Origin of the sequence: Jannaschia faecimaris (genome assembly GCF_900107415.1) — a bacterium.
Classification (GTDB): Bacteria; Pseudomonadota; Alphaproteobacteria; order Rhodobacterales; family Rhodobacteraceae; genus Jannaschia; species Jannaschia faecimaris.
In genome coordinates this window covers 153,261-165,862 of record NZ_FNPX01000006.1, presented here as the reverse complement: position 1 = coordinate 165,862, position 12,602 = coordinate 153,261, and the positions used below count along the sequence as shown (strand labels likewise).

The window sequence follows — 12,602 nt, the reverse complement described above, 5'->3', positions numbered from 1 at the left end:
ACAAACCATGCCTCAAACTTAAAGGCGTCTAGTTAACTTCGTACCAAGACAATCCGCCATCATTAAGGTCAATCGCCCCCCGATCTAGCGATGCAGGGGCGAAAATTATGTCGGAATCGTGGCATTCCTACCGTCAGATGTCGCGTTTCCTCACCTTCGTCAATTTGCCCGCGAGCAGACTGATACCCGCAGCGGAAAAGCTGAAGAGTACGCCCATTTTGGCCGCGTCCTGTACCGGCCCCGAATCAAACGCGACCGAGGCGACGAACAGCGAAACCGTGAAGCCGATTGCCGCGACGCAGCCGACAACGAACAGGTCGATGGTTCGCATGCCTTCGGGCAAGCCCAGCTTCAGGGTGTGTGCCCCAATGTAGCCAAAAAGCAGAACGCCGATCGGCTTGCCGATGATCAGACCGGCCAGCACGAGCCAAGTCGGCTCGGATATCGAAGAGAACTCGATACCCGCGTTCATCAGGCCGAAGAGGAACAGCACGATCTCGACCGGATGTTTCAGCAGATGTTCGGCATGGTTCAGCAGGTCGGTCAGATACTGCTCCGCCTCCGAAAAGATACCAAACGCGCGATCCGCATGGGGCAGCGTCGGAACGATGGGCAACAGCCCCAGTGCCGGGTGAAGCCCGGATTGCGCAAACCCGAACCACGATAGGCCACCCGCGATCAGATACGGCCACCACGAGAGCTTGTTGCGCACCCAGGTAGACCGGAGTCGAAGCTGATCGCCCGCATCCATTCTGCGCGGCAGCCAGTTGAACAGCACGTAGACACCGACTGAGGCGGCGGCCGAAAGCAACAGCCAGACCGGAGCGAGTTCGCCCGATGGATAGAAAATCGCCAAGATGATCAGGCCGGCCGCGTCATCCGCAATCGCCAAAAGCAATAGGAAACGAACCGCGGGATGGCCCGCGCCAAAAACGAGACGGCCCACAAGGTAGCTGAACGCAATGTCCGTGGCCGTCGGGATGGCCCAGCCGTTGGCAACCATACCGAACTTTTCCGGCCCAAGGAGCCAGGCAAGGCCGAGGTAGACGCTGATCGGACCGAGTATGCCGCCGGCGGTCGCGAAAAGCGGTGTCGCGGCCTTTCTGCCCCGCAACGATCCGTTTTTCAGGATGACCGCTTCCCAGACTTCCTTGCCCGCAATCGCGAAGAAAAAGGCCATCAGGATATCATTGACGAGGAAATGCGTCGTGAGGACCTTGGCGGTTTCCGCGTGACCGAAGCTTTCCGCGTCCTCACCCAAAACCTCTGCCCAGTGGCGCAGGTCAACTCCGATGAAGTCATTGAACCACAATGGATAATCCACGAACACATGATAGCTGTGCGCGTAAGTATTGGCCCAGACCAGCGCGATGAGCGCGCCAATTATCAAAAGTAGAGAATAATTGGTTACGAAATTCCAAACGCGATACATGCGGACCCCCGTGTGTGCGTTGCCGGCCTAGCTAGCCGAGCGCCCGCCACGCGGCAAGATCGTGCTTGGGGAAATGAAGCGGGCGTTGACACGCTTGGTATTCAATCCGATATGGTTACCATGATAACTATATAGGAAAATTCCATGTCAGAACTCGCCCTCGTCGCCCGCATTCTTCCAAAACCGCTTCACCGGCAAGCCGCATTCGATGCCATCCTCGGTATCCTCGCACAAACCCGCGCCGAACCCGGCTGCTTGCGGTTCGAACTTAACGAAGGGGACGACGGCGACATGGCGCTCTACCTCGAAGAGAGGTGGGTGGATGATGCGGCCCTGAAGTCACATTACGATCAGCCCTACGTGGCGAAGGTCTTCGCCGCCTACGAGGAATGGCTGGCCGAACCAGTACAGATATGGCCGATGCGGCCCGCGGCCTGATGTTCTTTCTCAGGGATCTGCCCGACTTGGATATGATCGCAGGCTTCGGACCAGCGACCGGTGGAGCCGACCCTGACGCGATCCTGTCGCAACTCAACGCGCTGCGAGACGCCAGCCTGAGACTGCGCCGGATCGAACGGTTCCTGTCCAGTCACGGATTCTCGCAGGCGCAGTTTCTCACCATCATGGTGATCGTGCGGGAGCCTGGGCGGGATGCGCTGTCACCCGCGGAAATCGCGGCGCGGCTGGATGTGTCGCGCCCAGTTCTGTCGAAGATGCTCGTCACGATGGAGCGAAACGGCCTCGTGACCCGCCTGGCAGACAAGACCGACGGGCGGCGCAGCGAGATCAGTCCGACAACAGAAGGCCGCGCACGTTTCGATGCCCTTCTGCCCGGCTATTTCGAAGCCCTGATGAGCCCCCTTCCCCAGACATGACGAAGGCCCCCGATCGGGGGCCTTCGCTTGTGCCGTATCGGCATATGTTCAGTCGAAAGATCGACTTACATCATGCCGCCCATGCCGCCCATGTCGGGCATGCCACCGCCGCCGCCGGCACCTTCCTTGGAAGGCTTGTCGGCAACCATGGCTTCCGTGGTGATCAGCAGACCGGCGATCGAGGCCGCGTCTTGCAGAGCGGTGCGGACAACCTTGGCCGGGTCGATGACGCCGAACTTGAACATGTCGCCATATTCTTCGGTCTGCGCGTTGAAGCCGAACTTCAGGTCGTCGCTCTCGCGGATCTTGCCCGCAACAACCGAACCATCGACACCAGCGTTCTCGGCGATCTGACGCAGCGGGGCTTCAAGAGCCTTGCGCACGATCGAGATACCGACGTTCTGGTCGCTGTTGTCACCGGTCAGACCTTCGAGGTGCTTGCCAGCCTGAACCAAGGCAACACCACCGCCGACGACGATGCCTTCCTGCACGGCCGCACGGGTCGCGTTCAGCGCGTCATCGACGCGGTCCTTGCGCTCCTTGACCTCGACTTCGGTCATGCCGCCAACGCGGATGACAGCCACACCACCGGCCAGCTTGGCGACCCGCTCCTGCAGCTTCTCCTTGTCGTAGTCCGAGGAGCTCTCCTCGATCTGACCGCGGATCTGGGCCACGCGGGCTTCGATCTCGGCCTTTTCACCGGCACCGTCCACGATCGTGGTGGTGTCTTTGGTGATCGAGACGCGCTTGGCGGTGCCCAGCATGTCCATGCCAACATTCTCAAGCTTCATGCCCAGATCGTCGGAGATGACCTGACCACCGGTGAGGATCGCGATGTCCTGCAGCATGGCCTTGCGGCGGTCGCCGAAGCCCGGTGCCTTTACGGCGGCAATCTTCAGTCCACCGCGCAGCTTGTTGACGACGAGCGTGGCCAAGGCCTCGCCTTCGACGTCTTCGGCGATGATCAGAAGAGGCTTTTGCGACTGGATCACTTGCTCCAGAAGGGGAACCATCGGCTGCAGCGACGAGAGCTTCTTCTCGTGTAGCAGGATGATCACGTCTTCCAGTTCGGTGGTCATCTTGTCGGAGTTGGTCACGAAGTACGGCGACAGGTAGCCGCGGTCGAACTGCATGCCTTCGACGACATCGGTTTCGGTCTCGAGACCCTTGTTCTCTTCGACGGTGATGACACCCTCGTTGCCGACTTTCTGCATCGCATCCGCGATCTGACGACCGATTTCCTTCTCACCGTTTGCCGAGATGGTGCCGACCTGCGCGACTTCGTCGCTGTCGGTCACGTCACGGGCGGCTGCCTTGATGGCCTCGACGACCTTGATCGTAGCCAAGTCGATGCCGCGCTTGAGGTCCATCGGGTTCATGCCAGCGGCAACCGACTTCATGCCTTCCTTGACGATGGCCTGGGCCAGAACCGTCGCGGTGGTGGTACCGTCCCCGGCCTCGTCATTGGTACGCTGGGCAACTTCCTTGACCATCTGCGCGCCCATGTTCTCGAACTTGTCTTCAAGCTCGATCTCTTTGGCGACCGACACACCGTCCTTGGTGATACGGGGGGCACCGAACGACTTGTCCAGAACCACGTTGCGACCCTTGGGGCCCAGCGTGACCTTGACGGCGTCGGCTAGTATGTTGACGCCTTTCAGCATGCGATTGCGGGCGTCGGTGTCGAATTTCACGTCCTTAGCGGCCATGGTATTCTCCTAAGTTTGAATATGTTGGAGGGATAGAACGTCGGCTCAGGCGATGATGCCGAGGATGTCCGATTCCTTCATGATCAGCAGGTCTTCACCGTCGATCTGAACTTCTGTGCCCGACCACTTGCCGAACAGCACCTTGTCACCTGCGGACACTGCCGGCGCGATCAGCTCACCGGAGTCCTTGCGCGCGCCCTCACCCACGGAGATGATCTCGCCCTCGGCGGGCTTTTCCTTGGCGGTGTCGGGGATGATCAGACCACCCTTGGTCTTGTCCTCGGATTCGATGCGACGGACCAGGACGCGGTCATGCAGCGGTTTGAAAGCCATTGCGATAGCCTTTCAGCTTAAAGTTTCCCTGTATTGTCACTCACCCTGTGGGAGTGCCAACGAGCGGTAGGTAAGCGTGAGCCGGTGGGCTGTCAACGGGAACGTGCGCCAAATTTTCGCCGATTCCTCTCGTCAACCAGCGGAGTAATCAATTCACTCCCTGTCACACCGATGCTCCATGCCTTTTCGGACCGTCTATCGCAAACCGAAGCCTCCAACTCCACTAAAGCAGACGGATAGTGAGCGCGATGCGATCCATCTGCTTCACCATTCACGCAAAGACGAGCCCTCTTGGCCGGGCACCCGGTCCTGCATTGGTGGCATCCCCGATCTCGATGACGCCATTTGGCCGGTCCAGCCCGGAAGAAGATGTGCTGTCTCCTGCGGGTCGACTTGGACGAATTGTCGCTAATTGCAGCCCTGCGGTATGGGCATACGCAAGGAACACATCTGCTTTTCGGCGAGTCCGACGGCTATGGCCATGGCCCAGGTTTGCGACTCATCCACGAGGAGGGCGCGGTCGGCGAAACCTCCCTCCCGCCCGAGAACCTGAGCCATTTCGACGGCCGCCCTGAAGCACCAGAAGGCTTATCCAGCCTATGGGCCAAACCCAAATCACTCCTGCGATGACCCCTGACCAATTGCCGGGTTCACAGAATATCCTGACGGAACCACTATCGCGAACGACGTTTCGAACTGCGGTCTTTTACAGAAGATCGACTTCTCCGGGACCGCGCAAGGCGAGGTCCCGGCCCCGTTCCCTGCATGCACAGCGCGCTTCTTTCCGTCCAACTTGGCCCGGGCGACTGCAGAGACCCCTCGGGCCGCCCACCCCAAACTACTCGGTGGCGGTCCCTTGAAAGACCGTAAAACCCTGAATAACCTAGAGACACATACTGCGGTATTTCAAGCCTATCGCCTGATGTTCGCCGGCCCCCGACGAAATTTCGATCTGATCCCGCAATCTGCGATCGAGGTATTTCGCAGTCTGCCGGAAGCCGGATCGATGCTAGTCTTTGTCCGCACATTGCAGGACGGAACCTACATCCATGTAAACGATCACCTGATGTTTCAATTTATCCACAACTTTGTATCCGGGATCGCATTCGGCAACGCCTGCGTCGTCCACGCGTGGTTGGCGGACACGTCATTTCAGCGGGGACTGGAGGAGCCTCCAAGCCGAAATGGAAAGCGATTGATCCTGCTCCGCGACCGCGTCGGTTATCCTACGGCTACCTCTCTGCAGGACGCTTGACCAACCGACCAAGGCCGCCAATCGCCGACGCGCCTGCTCGACGGGGGGTGTCCGCATGCTGCACTCCATCTTTCCCTTGTTTCATGTACTTTTCCGTCCCCTACTCAAGAATCTTTTCGTGCGAAGGTTATCGAGCCCACTGAACGGCCCTACCTCTCCTTCATGCCGCTTCCCGAAGATCTCGAATCCTGCCGCCTGTGCTCCGAGCGTTTTGTAACAACGCATACCGCGCATCGCCCCAAACCCGTGGTCTGGTTCCGCCCCGGCGCGCCCATTCTTGTAGCGTCGCAGGCACCCGGCCTGCGCGCGCACACATCCGGCAAACCCTTCGACGACCCATCGGGCGTGCGCCTCCGAGACTGGATGGGAGTCGGTGAAGAAACCTTCTGGAACAAGGATCACGTGGCCATCGTGCCGATGGGGTTTTGCTTTCCGGGCTATGACCTCAAAGGATCAGACCTGCCGCCACCGCGCCTCTGCGCCGCCACTTGGCGGGACGCGGCGCTGGCGCACGTCGGACAACCACAAGTCAGGCTCTTGATCGGCGGCTATGCGCAGGACTGGCACTTGGGCAAGGGCCGCGTCACCGATCGGGTGCGCGACTGGCGCGCGCTGGCACCGCGGGTCTTCTGCTTGCCCCATCCGTCCTGGCGCAATACCGGATGGATCAAACGCCACCCGTGGTTCGAGACCGATGTCTTGCCCACTCTCCGAACCGCCATTCAGGACGCGCTGACCCGATGACCGACCCAACCCCCCTCGACCGCGCCCATGCCCATGCCGAGGCAACCGGCACCGATTCCGCGCGCCTGACCTTTTTCGAACGGCTCGCCGAGGCGGAGCTGCACCTGCTGCTCGATACCGAGGAAGGCGACGTCATCACACCCCGCCTCTTTGACGTGGAGGGCACGCGCTATGCGCTTGCGTTCGATCTGCCCGAACGGCTGACAGCCTTTGCCGGAGTGGCGGACGCAGCCACGCTGTCTGGGCGGCGTCTGGCCGCGATGTTGGCAACCGAAGGCCTAGGTCTGGGCATCAACCTCGACGACGCCCCGTCGGCGCAATTGCTGGACCCGTCGGCGATGACCTGGCTCGCCGAGACACTGGCCCACGCGCCCGAGGAGGCAGAGCAGAAAATCGAGGAAGTCACCTCCCCCGGTGCCCTGCCCGATGCCCTGCTTACGGCGTTGGACGCAAAACTGGGCCTTGCCGTGGGTCTGGCCCGAACGGGCTATCTTGCCGGCGTGACCTATGACGGCGGAGCCAAGGGGCACGTTCTGGGGTTTGTCGATACCGTGCCGGGGGCGGAGCCGGACCTCGCCCGCGCCGTGTCCGAAGCGCTGATTTTTTCTGGGCTGGATGCGGGGCAGATCGACGTCACGTTCCTTCGGGCGCAACAGCCCCTGGCGGCAACGCTCGCTCGCCACGGGTTGCGGATCGATATGCCGCAACCAGACGCGCGCGGACCCAGCCGCGACCCGGCCTCGCCGCCGCGCCTGCGCTGATGGTGGAGGGCCGCACCGCGAAACCGGGGGTTTGGCGTCTTGCGCCCGGAACCGGGCAAACCACTCCCAAAACGCGTCTGCCGACCACCGTGGCGGCGTTCGGCAATGGCGCGCGTCAGGCCGTGCGCGCGGCCATCGGGGCCAGCGTGACCTGCTTGGCCTCCAGCGCGGCGCGAACGGCGCGCGCAATCGCGACCGCCTCGGGCCCATCCCCATGCAGGCAAATGGAGTCGCAGGCCGCCGGGATTTTCGCACCCGAGTTGGCGATGATCGCGCCCGCCTTGACGAACTCAACCATCCGCGCCGCCGCTTCCTCGGGGTCGTGCACCATGGCACCCGGCTGGCCCCGCGTCACCAGCGTGGCATCGTCGTTGTAGCCCCGATCGGCAAATATCTCACCGGCCCAGGACGCACCCAGTTCCCGCGCGGCGGCCTCCTGCGCGGTGCCCGCAAGCACCAGCAGGATGATATTCGGATCGACGCGCAGCGCGGCCTGATAGGCGGCCTTGGCCATCTTCACGTCCTCGGACGCCATGTTCGCCATCGCGCCATGCAACTTGAAATGTCGCACCTGCGCGTCAAGCGACGCGGCCATGCCGCGCGCCGCGCCGAACTGCCAAGTCACGAGATTTGCAAGACTGTCGAGCGGCATAGCCAGGCGTCTGCGCCCAAACCCCTGCAAGTCAGGAAAGCCGGGATGCGCGCCGATGCCAACGCCCCGGTTGCGCGCCATGGTCATGGTGCGCGCCATCACGTCCCAGTCGCCCGCATGAGCCCCGCAAGCCACGTTGGCCGAGGTGACGATACCCAGCAGCGCTTCATCGTCGCCCATCCGCCAGTCACCAAAGCTCTCGCCCATGTCCGCATTCAGGTCGACGCGCATCATGCGTCCTCCCCCTGGGCGGAGATCACTCCACTTATCAGTTGCTTGGTCAAAAGATCCGGCACCTCGGACGGGTCGCGCACCAGCGGGGTGACAACGGGCTTGGCGGGCCGCGCCGCGCGGGCCTCCTCGGGGGTGACAAACCTAAAGGTCAGCCGCGCGCCCGGCACGGCCTGCATCGCGCGCGGCAGATCGGCCGAGATCACGGTGCCGATCCGGGGGTAGCCGCCGGTCGTCTGGCACTCCGGCCCAAGGATATAGGGAACGCCGTCACCAGTCATCTGAACGTCGCCCGGCAGGATGAAATCAGACAGAAGGTTCAGCTGTCCTTCGGTGGCAAACCCCGCGCCCTGCATCGACAGTTTGACGCCCTGACGGTTGCCCCGCACATCACGGATAAACGCAGTCGCCAGAAACCGCTCCAGCTCGGCCTCTGGGAACAGCCGCGTCTGCGGTGTGGGCACGAGACGAAGCTCCCCCCCACCCAGCCGATCCGTAGCGGCCACTTTCTGGGCCCGACCCGAGGATTGCGCACATGGCAGACGATCCCCGGCCTCTAGCACCCGCCCGATACTGGCGATCAGGTGGGCGGCGCGACTGCCCATGACCTCCTCGGTCTGAAATCCCCCCGCGACATGAATGTAGGAATAGACCCCCTGCCCCGAAGGCCTCAGGTCCAGCACCTCGCCAGCGGCAAGGGTTTGGGCGGTATTCCAGGCAAGCGCGCGATCCCCGACCGTGACCTTCATCGGCGCGCCGGTGAGCGCGACGGTCATCTCCTTGTCGAACCTCAACCGGATCGGCGATCCCGGCGTCTCGATCCCGGCCCCGGCCCCACCCAGCAAGGCATCGGCCTCGTCGAGGGCGCGCCGATCGGCCGCCCCGCCTTGCGCCAAACCCTGGCTTAGGTGGCCCGGGCGACCGCGATCCTGAATCGTGACCATCGGTCCGCAGGACAATACTTCGATCACGACAGAACCTCCCATGTGGCACCGCCATGGCGATCGCGATCCGCCTCGGCGCGCGCGCGCAATTCGGAAGGAGAGACGGAGGGGAACATTACTTCGTCACCCGGCGACAGCGCGATGGGCCGCTCCCGCGTCGGTTCGAAACAACCGAAAAGCGTGCGCCCGACCTGCCGCCAACCGGTCGGAGCCTCGGTCCCGAACATCACGAACTGCCGCACCGCCACGACCAGGGCCCCCTCGGGCACCTTGGGGGTCAGCCCGGTCTGGCGCGGCAGATTCCAGGTTTCGGGTAAAATGCCGAGGTAGGGCATCCCAGGTGCAAATCCCAGCGCCAGCACACGCACCCGGGCCTGGGACAAGGATGCGATGGCATCATCCTCGGTCATCCCGGCCATCGATGCCGCCTCGGCAAGCTGCGGACCGTCATCGCCGCCATAGCTGCACGGTACCGACCATAACCTGCGCTGTGGCGGCGTCACGGAGGCCCAGTCGCGCGCGCCCAACCTGTCATTCAAGGCAGCACGCACGTCCGTGCCGTCGTGGCGCACCAACACCGACCCCAACGAGGAGGCGGTTTCGGTCACGCCCTTTATGGGCTCGGCTTCCAGCGCGGCGCGGAAGGATACGCAGGCGCGATTGGCCGCGTCGTCCAGTCGGGGTGCGAACCGGACCAACAGGGCTCCCTCGCCCAGAGGTTCGATTTGTGGGAATTTTTCAGACATGATCCATCCGTCCCCTGCGCAGGCTCCGCCGTCAAGGCTTGCGCGACGGCGTCATGCATGGAATTTAGCGCCATGCGCCTCGCCTATACCATGACCGAGGGTCGCGGTGAATTGGATCCGCTGCTCCACCAGATCGCGACGCAGGCGGCGGCGACGGGCCTACGCCTCGCCGGTATCGTTCAGGTCAACTCGGATCGTCCCGGCTGCGCACGCTGTGACATGGATGCCATTGTGCTGCCCGACGGGCCTGTAATCCGCATCAGCCAGTCGCTGGGCCGCGAGGCCCGCGGCTGCCGTCTGGACGCAGAGGGGCTGGAGACCGCTGTCGCGGCCGCCGAAGCCCGACTGGCGCAGGGCGTGGACCTTCTTATCGTCAACAAGTTCGGCAAGCAGGAGGCGGCGGGACGTGGGTTTCGCCCCGTCATCGCCGCCGCATTGGAGGCCGGCGCGGACGTTCTGGTGGGGGTCAACCCGATGAACCTTGAGGCGCTGCGGGAATTCACAGGGGACACGGCCGAGGCGCTTCCGGCCGATCCAGGCGCATTGCTGCACTGGATAACTATCGGAGGGGATTAGCGCGGTCTTGCGAGACAGCCCCTCAGGCCCTAGGCCTCATGGAGGATGACCGTCACCCCCCCACCCCCCGATCACGCGCTCAAAGCGTGGCACGTCTGGCTCTGGCCCGCCTTACTAGTTTTCATCGCCTTTGCGATGTGGCTGCTGCCCTGGGGCGAATGGGTGCCGATTCTGCGCGACTGGGTTCAATCGCACGGCGCGCTCGGGGCGGTCGTGTTCGTGTTGATCTACATCGTTGTCGTCATCCTCCCCCTGCCCGCCGCCGCGATGTCCGTCGTGGGCGGGCTGGCGTTCGGATGGTGGGGCTTTCCCCTGTCGATGCTCGGCAGCATCCTGGGGGCCATCGCGCCATTCTACATCTCCCGGCACTGGCTGCGCGGGCCCATGATGCGGCGGATCGATGGGCCAAAGGTGCGGGCTGCCGACCACGCGATATCGGACAACGGATTCGTCTTCGTGATGCTGCTCCGCCTGACGCCGATCCTGCCGTTCACCGTGCAGAACTGGCTTCTGGGGCTGACCGCGATCACATCGTGGCCCTACTTCGTGGCGACACTCGTGGGGTTGGCACCCGGCACACTTGCCATGGTGTGGGTCGGCGAGATGGGGGGCCTTGCCTCCGTGAGCTCGGACCGCACGCAGATCGTCCTCGCCGGTGGTGGTCTGCTGGCCTTCGGCATCTTCGTGATCTGGCTGGGACGGATCGCCACCAAGGAAATGGAGCGCGCCGGGCTCTACAAGTCCAAGAAGAAGGGCTAGCGGTCCAAACGTCGGGCCATCCGCGTCGCCTTGTCCACCAAGCGGACGTTCTTCGCCGCTTGGCCGCCGGCCGCCTTGCCGATCACCAGGAACACGAGCCGTCTAAGGATCATTTGGAGCATTTCATCTCTTCTCTTCGGGGGGGGACCGTTCGAACATATCGTCCGTCGATGCGTCTTCGTCAGTGTCGTCGACTTCGTCCGGCGGAGGCGTACTTTCCAGCAGACCTGCAGCACGCAACTCCTTCAAACCCGGAAGATCCCGCGGTGAGCCGAGGCCAAAGTGATCGAGGAAACCGCGCGTGACCACGAAGGTCACGGGGCGACCGGGTGTCTGCCGCCGCTGGCCCAGTTTGATCCAATCCAGATCCAGCAGTTGTTCAATCGTCCCCTTGCTGACGGACACGCCCCGGATTTCCTCGATCTCGGCGCGGGTGACGGGCTGATGGTAGGCCACGATGGCCAGGGTCTCGATCGCGGCACGCGACAGCTTTCGCGTCTCAACCGTCTCCCGCGTCATCAGGAACGCAAGGTCGGCGGCCGTACGGATTGCCCACGCATCGCCCACGCGCGCGATCCGTACCCCACGTCCGTCATAGCGCTTCACCAGCTGCTCCAACGCAGCAGGCGCGTCGCAGCCGTGGGGCAGGCGTGCGTGCAATTCGCCCACGGTAACCGGACTGGAGGAGGCAAACAGGATCGCCTCAACCATTCTTTCCTGCTCGGCCAGCGGCGGAGCCTCAAACAGTGTATCGGTCTGGGGGGCATCAGTCTGTGAAGTATCGCTCATGCACGCCCCCGGATTTGGATGGGGCCGAACATGTCGGCCTGCTGCATCTCCAACTTGCCGTTCTTGGCCAATTCAAGCGTGGCAGCAAAGGTCGAGGCCGTGGCCGACCGTCGCCGCGCGGGGTCTGCGTCCCAACCCTCTGGCAGGAACATGGTCAAGTCGGTCCATGTGCCGACCGCCCCGATCAGCGGGCGCAGGCGTTCCAACGCCTCCTCCATTGTGAACACACCATCACGATCCATTACGAAGGGGCGGAAATCGTCGCGCGTGCGCAGGCGGGCATAGCCCTGCATCAGGTCCAGAATCGTCGCGGTCCAAACCACCTTGCGCGACCTTTCCAGCCCCTGTGGCTCTCCACGCGCGAAAATGTCCCGCCCCAGTTGATCGCGGGCCATCAGACGGGCTGCTGCCTTTCGCATCGCCTCCAGACGCTCAAGCTGAAACGCCAAGTGGGCGGCAAGATCCTCGGCTGACGGGCCCTCCTCCTCGGGGTCAGGGGGCAGCAGCAGGCGGGATTTCAGGAAGGCCAGCCAAGCCGCCATAACAAGGTAGTCGGCGGCCAGCTCCAACCGCAATTCCCGCGCTTTTTCCACGAAAACCAGGTATTGTCGCGCCAGTTGGAGCACCGAGATGGTCCGCAGATCTACTTTCTGCGTCCGCGCCAACATCAAAAGCACGTCCAACGGCCCCTCGAACCCGTCGACGTCAACGATCAGTGCCTCGGCCGCCAGACGTGCGGCAACGACATCGGGGTCCGGGTCGCGCGCCGGGCCTTCGGTAAATTCTTCGGTCAAGC

General features: G+C 63.0%; 16 protein-coding genes. 7 read left to right on the top strand and 9 right to left on the bottom strand.

Features of this window, described 5'->3' with window-relative positions; genetic code table 11:
- Positions 1-133: 133 nt before the first annotated feature.
- Positions 134-1,432: a Na+/H+ antiporter NhaA gene (locus BLV27_RS09300; protein WP_092645204.1), complete on the bottom strand. Its 1,299-nt coding sequence runs from the start codon at positions 1,430-1,432 to the stop codon at positions 134-136.
- A 144-nt stretch (positions 1,433-1,576) separates the two neighbouring features.
- On the opposite strand from BLV27_RS09300, the gene BLV27_RS09295 reads away from it, so the two are divergent.
- Entirely contained in the window at positions 1,577-1,870 is a 294-nt protein-coding gene (locus BLV27_RS09295) for a putative quinol monooxygenase (RefSeq protein ID WP_092645202.1), read from the top strand.
- Entirely contained in the window at positions 1,846-2,307 is a 462-nt protein-coding gene (locus BLV27_RS09290; protein ID WP_170831403.1) for a MarR family winged helix-turn-helix transcriptional regulator, read from the top strand. The genes BLV27_RS09295 and BLV27_RS09290 overlap by 25 nt, the downstream gene beginning before the upstream one ends.
- Before the next feature lie 65 nt (positions 2,308-2,372).
- Here the strand turns inward: BLV27_RS09290 and groL are convergent, their stop codons facing one another.
- Positions 2,373-4,016 carry a chaperonin GroEL gene (gene groL / locus BLV27_RS09285; protein ID WP_092645197.1) on the bottom strand — a complete coding sequence of 548 codons (1,644 nt, stop codon included), beginning with the start codon at positions 4,014-4,016 and terminating at the stop codon, positions 2,373-2,375.
- Between the two features lie 45 nt (positions 4,017-4,061).
- Positions 4,062-4,349 (bottom strand): co-chaperone GroES, encoded by a 288-nt coding sequence (locus tag BLV27_RS09280; protein WP_092645194.1) that lies wholly within the window; start codon positions 4,347-4,349, stop codon positions 4,062-4,064.
- A gap of 856 nt (positions 4,350-5,205) precedes the next feature.
- Between BLV27_RS09280 and BLV27_RS09275 the strand changes: the two genes are divergently transcribed.
- The 3 genes from BLV27_RS09275 to BLV27_RS09265 all read left to right on the top strand — a co-directional run bounded on the left by BLV27_RS09275 (position 5,206) and on the right by BLV27_RS09265 (position 7,109).
- Positions 5,206-5,604 (top strand): hypothetical protein, encoded by a 399-nt coding sequence (locus BLV27_RS09275; protein ID WP_139176582.1) that lies wholly within the window; start codon positions 5,206-5,208, stop codon positions 5,602-5,604.
- A gap of 162 nt (positions 5,605-5,766) precedes the next feature.
- A complete protein-coding gene (locus BLV27_RS09270; protein ID WP_092645190.1) occupies positions 5,767-6,348 on the top strand; it encodes a uracil-DNA glycosylase family protein in 582 nt (193 codons plus the stop codon).
- On the top strand, positions 6,345-7,109 hold the full coding sequence (locus BLV27_RS09265; protein ID WP_092645188.1) for a hypothetical protein: 765 nt from the start codon (positions 6,345-6,347) through the stop codon (positions 7,107-7,109). The genes BLV27_RS09270 and BLV27_RS09265 overlap by 4 nt, the downstream gene beginning before the upstream one ends.
- A 115-nt stretch (positions 7,110-7,224) precedes the next feature.
- Here the strand turns inward: BLV27_RS09265 and BLV27_RS09260 are convergent, their stop codons facing one another.
- Genes BLV27_RS09260 through BLV27_RS09250 form a run of 3 tightly spaced genes read right to left on the bottom strand, consistent with a single transcriptional unit; the run spans position 7,225 to position 9,682 of the window.
- Positions 7,225-7,995 carry a LamB/YcsF family protein gene (locus BLV27_RS09260; RefSeq protein WP_092645186.1) on the bottom strand — a complete coding sequence of 257 codons (771 nt, stop codon included), beginning with the start codon at positions 7,993-7,995 and terminating at the stop codon, positions 7,225-7,227.
- Complete coding sequence (locus tag BLV27_RS09255) at positions 7,992-8,963, bottom strand: 5-oxoprolinase subunit C family protein (RefSeq protein WP_244504602.1); 972 nt, start codon at positions 8,961-8,963, stop codon at positions 7,992-7,994. The genes BLV27_RS09260 and BLV27_RS09255 overlap by 4 nt, the downstream gene beginning before the upstream one ends.
- Complete coding sequence (locus tag BLV27_RS09250; protein ID WP_092645182.1) at positions 8,960-9,682, bottom strand: 5-oxoprolinase subunit B family protein; 723 nt, start codon at positions 9,680-9,682, stop codon at positions 8,960-8,962. Before BLV27_RS09250 ends, BLV27_RS09255 begins: the two co-directional genes overlap by 4 nt.
- Positions 9,683-9,739: 57 nt before the next feature.
- Between BLV27_RS09250 and BLV27_RS09245 the strand changes: the two genes are divergently transcribed.
- Both BLV27_RS09245 and BLV27_RS09240 read left to right on the top strand, forming a co-directional pair.
- Entirely contained in the window at positions 9,740-10,258 is a 519-nt protein-coding gene (locus tag BLV27_RS09245; protein ID WP_244504601.1) for a DUF2478 domain-containing protein, read from the top strand.
- A 45-nt stretch (positions 10,259-10,303) separates the two neighbouring features.
- Positions 10,304-11,017 (top strand): TVP38/TMEM64 family protein, encoded by a 714-nt coding sequence (locus BLV27_RS09240; RefSeq protein WP_092645180.1) that lies wholly within the window; start codon positions 10,304-10,306, stop codon positions 11,015-11,017.
- On the opposite strand, the gene BLV27_RS20030 is transcribed toward BLV27_RS09240, so the two are convergent.
- From BLV27_RS20030 to BLV27_RS09230, 3 genes are read right to left on the bottom strand one after another with little or no spacing between them, the layout of a single operon-like run.
- The gene (locus tag BLV27_RS20030; protein WP_280140301.1) at positions 11,014-11,139 is read right to left on the bottom strand and encodes a hypothetical protein; all 126 of its coding nucleotides are present in this window, start codon (positions 11,137-11,139) and stop codon (positions 11,014-11,016) included. The genes BLV27_RS09240 and BLV27_RS20030 overlap by 4 nt on opposite strands.
- Before the next feature lies 1 nt (position 11,140).
- Positions 11,141-11,806 (bottom strand): SMC-Scp complex subunit ScpB, encoded by a 666-nt coding sequence (gene scpB / locus BLV27_RS09235; RefSeq protein WP_092645178.1) that lies wholly within the window; start codon positions 11,804-11,806, stop codon positions 11,141-11,143.
- Entirely contained in the window at positions 11,803-12,600 is a 798-nt protein-coding gene (locus tag BLV27_RS09230) for a segregation and condensation protein A (protein WP_244504600.1), read from the bottom strand. Before BLV27_RS09230 ends, scpB begins: the two co-directional genes overlap by 4 nt.
- Positions 12,601-12,602: the final 2 nt, after the last annotated feature.

Coding starts and splice junctions, on each gene's coding strand:
- BLV27_RS09300 (WP_092645204.1), bottom strand. CDS start 1,432: ATGTATCGCGTTTGGAATTTCGTAACCAATTATTCTCTACTTTTGATA.
- BLV27_RS09295 (WP_092645202.1), top strand. CDS start 1,577: ATGTCAGAACTCGCCCTCGTCGCCCGCATTCTTCCAAAACCGCTTCAC.
- BLV27_RS09290 (WP_170831403.1), top strand. CDS start 1,846: ATGGCCGATGCGGCCCGCGGCCTGATGTTCTTTCTCAGGGATCTGCCC.
- groL (WP_092645197.1), bottom strand. CDS start 4,016: ATGGCCGCTAAGGACGTGAAATTCGACACCGACGCCCGCAATCGCATG.
- BLV27_RS09280 (WP_092645194.1), bottom strand. CDS start 4,349: ATGGCTTTCAAACCGCTGCATGACCGCGTCCTGGTCCGTCGCATCGAA.
- BLV27_RS09270 (WP_092645190.1), top strand. CDS start 5,767: ATGCCGCTTCCCGAAGATCTCGAATCCTGCCGCCTGTGCTCCGAGCGT.
- BLV27_RS09265 (WP_092645188.1), top strand. CDS start 6,345: ATGACCGACCCAACCCCCCTCGACCGCGCCCATGCCCATGCCGAGGCA.
- BLV27_RS09260 (WP_092645186.1), bottom strand. CDS start 7,995: ATGATGCGCGTCGACCTGAATGCGGACATGGGCGAGAGCTTTGGTGAC.
- BLV27_RS09250 (WP_092645182.1), bottom strand. CDS start 9,682: ATGTCTGAAAAATTCCCACAAATCGAACCTCTGGGCGAGGGAGCCCTG.
- BLV27_RS09245 (WP_244504601.1), top strand. CDS start 9,740: ATGGAATTTAGCGCCATGCGCCTCGCCTATACCATGACCGAGGGTCGC.
- BLV27_RS09240 (WP_092645180.1), top strand. CDS start 10,304: ATGACCGTCACCCCCCCACCCCCCGATCACGCGCTCAAAGCGTGGCAC.
- BLV27_RS20030 (WP_280140301.1), bottom strand. CDS start 11,139: ATGCTCCAAATGATCCTTAGACGGCTCGTGTTCCTGGTGATCGGCAAG.
- scpB (WP_092645178.1), bottom strand. CDS start 11,806: ATGAGCGATACTTCACAGACTGATGCCCCCCAGACCGATACACTGTTT.